Source organism: Bacteroides reticulotermitis JCM 10512, assembly GCF_000517545.1.
GTDB classification, from domain to species: Bacteria; Bacteroidota; Bacteroidia; order Bacteroidales; family Bacteroidaceae; genus Bacteroides; species Bacteroides reticulotermitis.
Map to the genome: position 1 here is coordinate 24,150 of NZ_BAIV01000040.1, position 8,468 is coordinate 32,617.

The window sequence follows — 8,468 nt, forward strand, 5'->3', positions numbered from 1 at the left end:
TTGAGTTCGAATTAAAGTTGAGTGATGTATAATGATTCCTTAATGCCGGGTAGAGGATTTAACTCTGCCGATTAAAAGCGGAAATCTCTTTGCCCGTTGGCTATCTCTTTCAGGTTGCGGATGGCTATATCCCGAATTTTAGGATTTGGAATCCGATCTGTTTCTTGTGCGATCAATGCCATACCTTTTTGCCGGGTGTCTGCCGATGCATAATCTTCCAGATATTCTTTAAGCGTCATTAGGGCGTTCGGAGCACAACAATTGGCAATCTGTCCCGATTTAGCTAACGCCATGAATCGGTCTCCCGTTCGCCCTTCCCGGTAGCAGGCCGTGCAGAAACTGGGAATATATCCTAGTTCGAGCAACCAGTTGACTACCTCGTCCAGCGTTCTTGTATCGCTGACATCAAACTGCGCCGAATTATTTTCCGCTTTTTCCTTTTCGGCATATCCGCCAACACTGGTACGCGATCCGCCACTCAGTTGAGAGACACCCAAACGAAGCACCTTTTCGCGGGAGGCTTGTGATTCACGTGTTGAAACAATCATGCCGGCATAAGGTACGGCGATCCGGATCACCGCGACTATTTTGCTGAATACTTCGTCTGAGATTGAGTTGGGGAAGTCGCCCGCATCAATATCGTCTGCGGAACAGATGCGTGGCACGCTAATGGTATGCGGCCCCACACCGAATCGGGCTTCCAGATGCTCGGCATGCATCAACAGTCCGGCAAAATCGTATCGGTAAGTATTCAATCCGAACAGGACCCCGATTCCCACATCATCTATGCCGCCTTCCATTGCACGGTCCATTGCTTCGGTATGATAAGCATAGTTGCTTTTTGGACCGCTGGGGTGTAACGTCTCATAGTTTTCTTTGTGGTAAGTCTCTTGAAATAAGATATACGTACCGATACCCGCCTCTTTCAGCCGGCGATAATTCTCCACGGTCGTAGCAGCGATATTCACATTGACTCTGCGGATTGCTCCGTTCTTATGTTTTATGTCGTATATCGTTTGAATAGATTCCAGTATATATTCAATCGGATTGAGCGTAGGATGCTCGCCTGCTTCAAGCGCCAGGCGTTTGTGCCCCATATCTTGTAAAGCGATTACTTCCCGGCGTATTTCATCCTGTGTCAGCCGCTTGCGCGAAATCGTTTTGTTCTTAGCATGGTAAGGGCAATATATACAGCCGTTCACACAGTAATTCGAAAGATAGAGCGGTGCGAACATTACGATTCGGTTGCCGTATATGTTCTGTTTAATCTCTTGGGCCAGCTTGAAGATTCGCTCTACCAGATCAGGCTCGTTGCATTCCAGTAATACGGCCGCTTCCCGATGTGTGAGCCCTTTGCATAGAGCCGCTTTCTCGATCAACTCCTCAATGAGTGCTCGATCATTCTTGTGCACTTGTGCATACTCCAAAGTCTCCAGAATCTCTTCGTGATGAATAAAATCTTCTGCTTTGGATGAGTTTGCTCTGTACTTATGTATCATAATTCTCTTTTCTCTAATTCTTTGTAGTCGGTTTCGCTAAAGTCTCCCCGCGTAAAAGCTATTTCGTAGCCGATGCGTTGCAATTGATTTTGCAGGAGGATCAATCCTTCAGCTGCTTCCGCTCCGAGTGACGCCTTATTATTATATAAGGTATACTTCTTCCTCTCTTCCTGGGGCGATAGGTTGGGCATCACCACATTCGCTCCGGCTAATATGCCGCGCTCCCGTCCGTCGGCTGCAAGCGTAGCTAATGCAGTTGTGGAAGGTAAAAGAACCGATGGGAACATCAGACGAAAAATGGAGAGTAGGAGTAAGGTTTGCTCCAGGGAACCGCTGGGATATTTGCCGAAAGGCGTATCGCAATGAGGTAGGAACGGACCGATACCGATCATCTGAGGCTGAAGGTTTTCGATAAACCGTATGTCCTGTATAAGATGATCGACTGTTTGTCCCGGACTACCTACCATAATGCCTGTTCCCGTTTGATAGCCGATAGACTTTAAGTCCTTCACACATTGCAACCGCTTAGCGGACGACATTTCTGTCGGATGCAACTGCCCATAATGAGTCGCATCATACGTCTCATGACGTAAGAGGTACCGATTGGCTCCGGCTTGAAAAAGACGTTCGTAACTCTCGCGGGGTTTCTCTCCGAGTGATAAAGTGATGGCACATTCCGGATAATCCTTTCGGATGGCGGCAACTGTTTTGATCAGTTGTTCATCCGTCAGCGCGGGGTCTTCTCCACCTTGCAACACAAACGTGCGGAAGCCAAGTTCGAATCCTTGTCGGCAGCAGTCCAATATACTTTCCGGCCGGAGGCGATAACGCTCTATGCGGGTGTTCCCTTTTCGGATGCCACAATAGTAACAATCGTTCCGACAGCAGTTGCTAACCTCGATCAGTCCACGAATAAATATCCGGTTACCAAAATGCCGGAGCTGACTTCACGTGCCTGTTTGTTGATATACGCCAATAACTCGGCATCACAGCCTGTCAGCAACTGGCGGAACTCATCTGTTGAGAGAGTATGCTCCTGTCGGAGTTTATCGATCCATTGTTTCATAGCTCTCTTTCCGTTTGAGTAGCTCTTGCATCAGTTGACGCCTTCCTGCCGTGATGTCATTGTGAGTACACGGGCCGGTAATACATCCACCTTCGCAAGCCATAACTTCGATAAACTGTCCGGAAGCTTTGCCCGACTTAGCGGCAGCACGCAACAGACCGATATTCTTTTTGTTGATATCCGATATCTGCACGGCATTAATCTTATCCGCTTCTTCTTTGAGGTAAGCTTTCACAGCCCCCATTACGCCACCTGCCTGCGCAAAGCCGTGAGCTTCACGAACAGAAGTATGCAGGATAGAAAAAGGCTGTGTTTGTTCCAGTTCGATACCGAATCCGGATAGGATAGAGCCCACTTCTTCAAATGTAAGGATGAAATCTACGGCTTCATCGCGGCGTACCTCTTTTCGCTTGGCAACGCATGGACCGACAAAAACGATTGTAGCATTCGGATGTTTCTCCTTCGCTATGCGGGCAGCATAATACATGGGAGATCCGGTAGACGAAACATAAGGTTTCATTTCCGGTACATGTTTTTCTACCAACTCAATATACGAGGGGCAGCAGGAAGTCGTCATGAAACTCTGTCCTTCCTCCAGTTTCTCCAACAATTCGTGTGCTTCGTTACTTGTAGTAGCCATAGCTCCTTCAGCCACTTCGATAATATCGGTAAAACCTATCTGCTTAAAAGCTCCATATACTTGATCGATACTTGTTTTGAACTGCCCCAGGATAGACGGTGCAACAATAGCCACCACCTCATCACCCTTCCGGATGCGTTGCAGTATATCAAATGTTTGCGAGATCTCGAAGATAGCACCGAACGGGCAAGCGTTCAAACATTTGCCACAGTAGATACATTTGCTCTCGTCAATCTTTTCAACTCCATTCGCATCTTTGCTGATTGCTTTCACCGGACACGCCTCTTCGCAAGGCACCGGAATATAAACGATGGCGTGATACGGGCAGCTCTTGTGGCAGATTCCGCAACTGATACAAGTATCGTGATCGATTTTAGCCTGTCCGTTTTGTTTGAAACGGATGGCATCCTTCGGACAATTCATGTAGCAACTGCGGGCTACACATCCCCGGCATAAGTTTGTGATCTCGTAATTGATCTGCACACAGGATGAGCAGGCTTCATCAATTACACACATTATGTTTTCTTTCTCCGGTTCGGTTCTTTTTAATACTTTTTGAGCGTACTCGGACAATAAAGTTGCTTCATCTGTTTCGTCCGTCATATCCAGCCCCATCAACGGGAACATCTTGTATCTCCACACGGCACGCTCCTTATGTACGCAGCAACGCCCCATTGGTTTCGATTTCCGGGGGCTCAATTCGATGGGAAGCCTGTCTATTTTTTCTATTAATTGATCTTTACTCCATAGTCTTACAAGGTCTGCCAGCAGCTTGTGCCGGACAATCATAATGTTATTCGTAAACGCCATATAATTTAGTAAATGCTTGTTAAAGGGCGCAAAGGTAGTAACAAATAGGCTTATAAACTAACAAACAGTAAAGGGAATGTTACTAGGAAATTGAATAGTTGTGAACTGTGACTTCTACCCTGCCATTGGCTATAAACTGATATTTAAGCGTTTATTTACTTGACACTTCCGCACAACTGTTGAACGTTAAAGAAATCCAATATTTAGGCTTTTTGTCATACTACTGTAAAGGGATTGTAGTTTCTCTTCGTTATCTTTGTGGTATGAACAAAAAGAAGGAGGAAACGATATGAACCACGAAGCATTAGAACAAAGGAATCGTTTTGCCATGATCGGGACAATCATGATTGTTGTGAGTCTTGTTTTTCTTTTATACATGGGAAGTTCAATGGTTAGTTCCACGAAAAGGTACATGACGCAAATACAAGGCATAGAGATGAGCTTGCGTTAACTCGAAGGTGAACTGGCAGAACCTTATTATTCGCGACAACGGTTGACTGGTTCAGCGGAAATCGCTACTTTTGTTGGAGTAAAAAGAACTGCATTATGAAAGAAGTGGAGAAAGCATGGGAAACGATAAGCAGTAAATACCTATTTCGCCGTCCATGGCTGACTGTTCGCTGCGAACATTTAGTATTACCTAACGGCAACCATGTTCCTGAATATTACATACTCGAATATCCCGATTGGGTGAATACGATTGCCATCACAAAAGAAGGCAAGTTTGTAATGGTGCGTCAGTACCGTCCCGCTCTGGGACGTACTTGCTACGAACTCTGTGCCGGTGTCTGTGATCCGGAAGATACTTCGCCGTTGGCATCCGCTCAGCGTGAATTATGGGAAGAAACCGGATACGGGAAAGGAACGTGGAAGGAGTATATGATTCTTTCTGCTAATCCCAGTACGCATACCAATTTGACGCATTGTTTTTTGGCTATTGATGTCGAGCCGATCGATCATCAGCATCTGGAACCTACGGAAGATATATCTGTCCATTTACTTACTTTGGAGGAAGTTCGGAAATTACTCGATCATAATGAGATTATGCAAGCCTTGAACGTGGCTCCGCTTTGGAAGTATATGGCCGGTTTATAACCAATCGACATCGTTGCGGAATAAATTCTTTTTCTGCGTCATTTTGTCAGGCCTTTCTGACAAAGAAACATTATTCTACTTTGGCACGCTTTTCGCAATGCCTTTTGCGTTCCACCCGGCAACGGGCGGGACAAGTACAATATAATTTTATAAATTTAAAATATAACAAAAGACTATGAACATTAAACCATTAGCAGACAGAGTGCTTATTCTTCCAGCTCCTGCGGAAGAGAAAACAATTGGTGGTATCATTATTCCTGATACAGCGAAAGAAAAACCTTTGAAGGGCGAAGTTGTGGCGGTAGGTCACGGTACGAAAGACGAAGAGATGGTGTTGAAAGTTGGCGATACGGTTTTGTATGGCAAATATGCCGGAACAGAACTTGAAGATGAAGGAGCCAAATACCTCATCATGCGTCAAAGTGACGTTCTTGCAGTTTTGGGTTAAATCATATAATTAGAACTTATATATTAATTAAGATATTATTATGGCAAAAGAAATATTGTTCAATATTGAAGCTCGCGACCAATTGAAAAAAGGGGTCGATGCATTGGCTAATGCAGTGAAAGTAACACTTGGTCCTAAAGGACGTAACGTTATCATCGAGAAGAAATTTGGTGCTCCTCACATTACAAAAGACGGTGTGACTGTAGCTAAAGAAATCGAATTGACAGATGCTTATCAAAATACCGGTGCACAACTGGTGAAAGAAGTAGCTTCTAAAACCGGTGATGATGCAGGTGACGGTACTACTACTGCAACCGTTCTGGCTCAGGCTATCGTAGCCGAAGGCTTGAAGAACGTAACTGCTGGTGCTAGCCCGATGGATATCAAACGTGGTATCGATAAAGCGGTTGCCAAAGTAGTAGAATCAATTAAATCACAAGCTGAAAAAGTTGGCGACAACTACGACAAAATTGAGCAAGTAGCAACAGTATCTGCTAATAATGATCCGATGATCGGTAAATTGATTGCTGATGCAATGCGTAAAGTTTCTAAAGACGGTGTAATCACCATTGAAGAAGCAAAGGGAACAGATACAACTATCGAAATTGTAGAAGGTATGCAATTCGATCGCGGTTATCTATCCGCTTACTTCGTTACCGATACAGAAAAGATGGAATGTGAGATGGAGAAACCTTACATCCTGATCTACGATAAGAAGATTTCCAACCTGAAAGATTTCTTGCCTATCCTCGAACCGGCAGTACAATCGGGTCGTCCGTTGTTAGTTATTGCTGAAGATGTTGATAGCGAAGCATTGACTACATTGGTAGTAAACCGCTTGCGTTCTCAATTGAAGATCTGTGCAGTGAAAGCTCCGGGCTTCGGTGATCGTCGGAAAGAGATGCTGGAAGATATCGCCATCCTTACAGGCGGTGTGGTTATCAGCGAAGAAAAGGGCTTGAAACTCGAACAAGCTACCATCGAAATGTTGGGTACTGCCGATAAGGTAACTGTATCTAAGGATAATACGACTGTTGTAAACGGTGCCGGTGATTCACAGAAAATCAAAGAGCGTTGCGATCAGATCAAAGCTCAAATCGTTGCTACAAAATCAGATTACGATCGTGAGAAATTGCAAGAACGTTTGGCTAAGTTGTCAGGTGGTGTAGCTGTTCTTTACGTAGGTGCTGCTTCTGAAGTAGAGATGAAAGAAAAGAAAGATCGTGTAGACGACGCTTTACGTGCAACTCGTGCAGCTATCGAAGAAGGTATCGTACCGGGCGGTGGTGTAACATACATCCGCGCAATTGACCTACTGGAAGGTTTGAAGGGCGATAACGAAGATGAAACTACAGGTATTGCAATTATCAAACGCGCTGTTGAAGAGCCACTGCGCCAGATTGTAGCCAATGCAGGCAAAGAAGGTGCAGTAGTTGTTCAGAAGGTACGTGAAGGTAAAGGTGACTACGGTTACAATGCACGCTTGGATATCTACGAAAACTTGCATGCTGCCGGTGTGGTAGATCCCGCTAAAGTAACTCGTGTTGCTTTGGAAAATGCAGCTTCTATTGCTGGTATGTTCTTGACTACAGAATGTGTAATTGTAGAAAAGAAAGAAGATAAACCTGAAATGCCAATGGGCGCTCCCGGAATGGGAGGTATGGGCGGAATGATGTAATTTCATTTTTGCTTAATTTCAGCATGAATTTGAAGAACCGCTTCTCTTTATTGAGAGGCGGTTCTTTCTTTTAGAAACCTTTCGGTAACCTATAAAACTCCATCTTTATCTCCCTGCGAGCCGGTTTGAGAGGAATACGGTCATGCATTATGGCGTTTCGTCAATGCAGGTTTCTCTGTTGCCGGACTACTGATTCCATATGCTTTATCTTAGTTGTCGAAGCGTCTAAACGTGCCGGAATTAGTATATTCACTCCTTTTATAGATGCACAATCTTATTAGAAAACCTCTTTTTAACATTGGTAAATAAATGTATTGTGTTGGGACACGGTAGACAGTAGTGTTAAAAAACGATATGTAATAAAATATTAGGAATACTAGTTTGGAGTATGTTGGATTTATTTCTCTATCTTTAGTGGCGAATTATAACCTGAATTTTTAACCTATAACAATTTTAGAAATGGATAAGAACGAGATTGTAACCGATGCTAGGAAGGTTTGGCAGCTATTGTGCAATAATGAGAAATGGAGTTATGGCGCATTGAAGAGAATGTCCGGTTTGAGAGATAAGGAATTGGGAGCTGCTCTAGGATGGTTGTCCAAGGAGAACAAGATCGAGTTTGACCAGAGTAAAGAAGAACTCTATGTGTATCTTTGCGTAAATGTGTATATCGGATGAAAAGTTCGTAGCATAAAAGAAAAAAAGGAACCCCCGAAGATCAAATAACTTGTTTTTTCTTCGGGGGTTTCTTTGTCTTAAAACTTCCTTTCTCTTTCAAGCAATAGGTTAGGTAGCCGGTAGCCCCCCCCCTGTGGCTGTTTTTCTCGGTAATGGTAGAATCTATCCAAAACATGTTTATCGGTCTACTATATGTACCTATGAGGCTCAAACGGGAATTCGGATTTGGCTTGGCGACTGATTAACTACTAAAACACGTAATTTTAGTGAGCAGACTGAATGTAGATAGATATCATGTCATAATCACTTTTTGATGTAATTAGTTGATCGATAGTTAAATACAATGCGCCTTCTTTATCGGGAACTTACGCATACGTTGTTTTCGCGATATGCGCTGCCATCTGTAGCATATCAGATTCGGGAGTACAAGACTCGGCTTGTTTTAGAGTCAATCAGGGATAAGAAAAAGATGAGTCAATTGAAAACAGGCAGACGCCTATATGAAGTCAATGCCTTGGGCCCTTTTACATAACTACCAGTCCGGAATAACAGTA

At 44.1% G+C, this 8,468-nt stretch carries 6 protein-coding genes and 1 pseudogene; 4 read left to right on the forward strand and 3 right to left on the reverse strand.

What is annotated here, in order from left to right; translation table 11 throughout:
• Nucleotides 1–71 precede the first annotated feature (71 nt).
• From hydG to JCM10512_RS19140, 3 genes and pseudogenes are all read right to left on the reverse strand, one after another.
• Nucleotides 72–1,499: a [FeFe] hydrogenase H-cluster radical SAM maturase HydG gene (hydG, locus tag JCM10512_RS19130; protein WP_044165386.1), complete on the reverse strand. Its 1,428-nt coding sequence runs from the start codon at nucleotides 1,497–1,499 to the stop codon at nucleotides 72–74.
• Nucleotides 1,496–2,565 (reverse strand): annotated as a pseudogene (gene hydE, locus JCM10512_RS19135) ([FeFe] hydrogenase H-cluster radical SAM maturase HydE). The gene hydG and the pseudogene hydE overlap by 4 nt, the downstream one beginning before the upstream one ends.
• On the reverse strand, nucleotides 2,546–4,015 hold the full coding sequence (locus JCM10512_RS19140; RefSeq protein ID WP_044165388.1) for a 4Fe-4S dicluster domain-containing protein: 1,470 nt from the start codon (nucleotides 4,013–4,015) through the stop codon (nucleotides 2,546–2,548). The pseudogene hydE and the gene JCM10512_RS19140 overlap by 20 nt, the downstream one beginning before the upstream one ends.
• A gap of 546 nt (nucleotides 4,016–4,561) precedes the next feature.
• On the opposite strand from JCM10512_RS19140, the gene JCM10512_RS19150 reads away from it, so the two are divergent.
• The 4 genes from JCM10512_RS19150 (at nucleotide 4,562) to JCM10512_RS19165 (ending at nucleotide 7,914) form a co-directional block, all read left to right on the forward strand.
• Nucleotides 4,562–5,110, forward strand: coding sequence for an NUDIX hydrolase (locus JCM10512_RS19150; RefSeq protein WP_044165390.1), 549 nt, complete (start codon nucleotides 4,562–4,564; stop codon nucleotides 5,108–5,110).
• 175 nt (nucleotides 5,111–5,285) lie between these two features.
• Nucleotides 5,286–5,558 carry a co-chaperone GroES gene (locus tag JCM10512_RS19155; protein ID WP_044165392.1) on the forward strand — a complete coding sequence of 91 codons (273 nt, stop codon included), beginning with the start codon at nucleotides 5,286–5,288 and terminating at the stop codon, nucleotides 5,556–5,558.
• A 40-nt stretch (nucleotides 5,559–5,598) separates the two neighbouring features.
• A complete protein-coding gene (groL, locus tag JCM10512_RS19160) occupies nucleotides 5,599–7,236 on the forward strand; it encodes a chaperonin GroEL (protein WP_044165394.1) in 1,638 nt (545 codons plus the stop codon).
• A 459-nt stretch (nucleotides 7,237–7,695) separates the two neighbouring features.
• Nucleotides 7,696–7,914 carry a winged helix-turn-helix domain-containing protein gene (locus JCM10512_RS19165; RefSeq protein ID WP_044165395.1) on the forward strand — a complete coding sequence of 73 codons (219 nt, stop codon included), beginning with the start codon at nucleotides 7,696–7,698 and terminating at the stop codon, nucleotides 7,912–7,914.
• Nucleotides 7,915–8,468 lie beyond the last annotated feature (554 nt).

Excerpts from the sequence above, each read along its gene's own strand:
- hydG (WP_044165386.1), bottom strand. The coding sequence starts at position 1,499 with ATGATACATAAGTACAGAGCAAACTCATCCAAAGCAGAAGATTTTATT.
- JCM10512_RS19140 (WP_044165388.1), bottom strand. The coding sequence starts at position 4,015 with ATGGCGTTTACGAATAACATTATGATTGTCCGGCACAAGCTGCTGGCA.
- JCM10512_RS19150 (WP_044165390.1), top strand. The coding sequence starts at position 4,562 with ATGAAAGAAGTGGAGAAAGCATGGGAAACGATAAGCAGTAAATACCTA.
- JCM10512_RS19155 (WP_044165392.1), top strand. The coding sequence starts at position 5,286 with ATGAACATTAAACCATTAGCAGACAGAGTGCTTATTCTTCCAGCTCCT.
- groL (WP_044165394.1), top strand. The coding sequence starts at position 5,599 with ATGGCAAAAGAAATATTGTTCAATATTGAAGCTCGCGACCAATTGAAA.
- JCM10512_RS19165 (WP_044165395.1), top strand. The coding sequence starts at position 7,696 with ATGGATAAGAACGAGATTGTAACCGATGCTAGGAAGGTTTGGCAGCTA.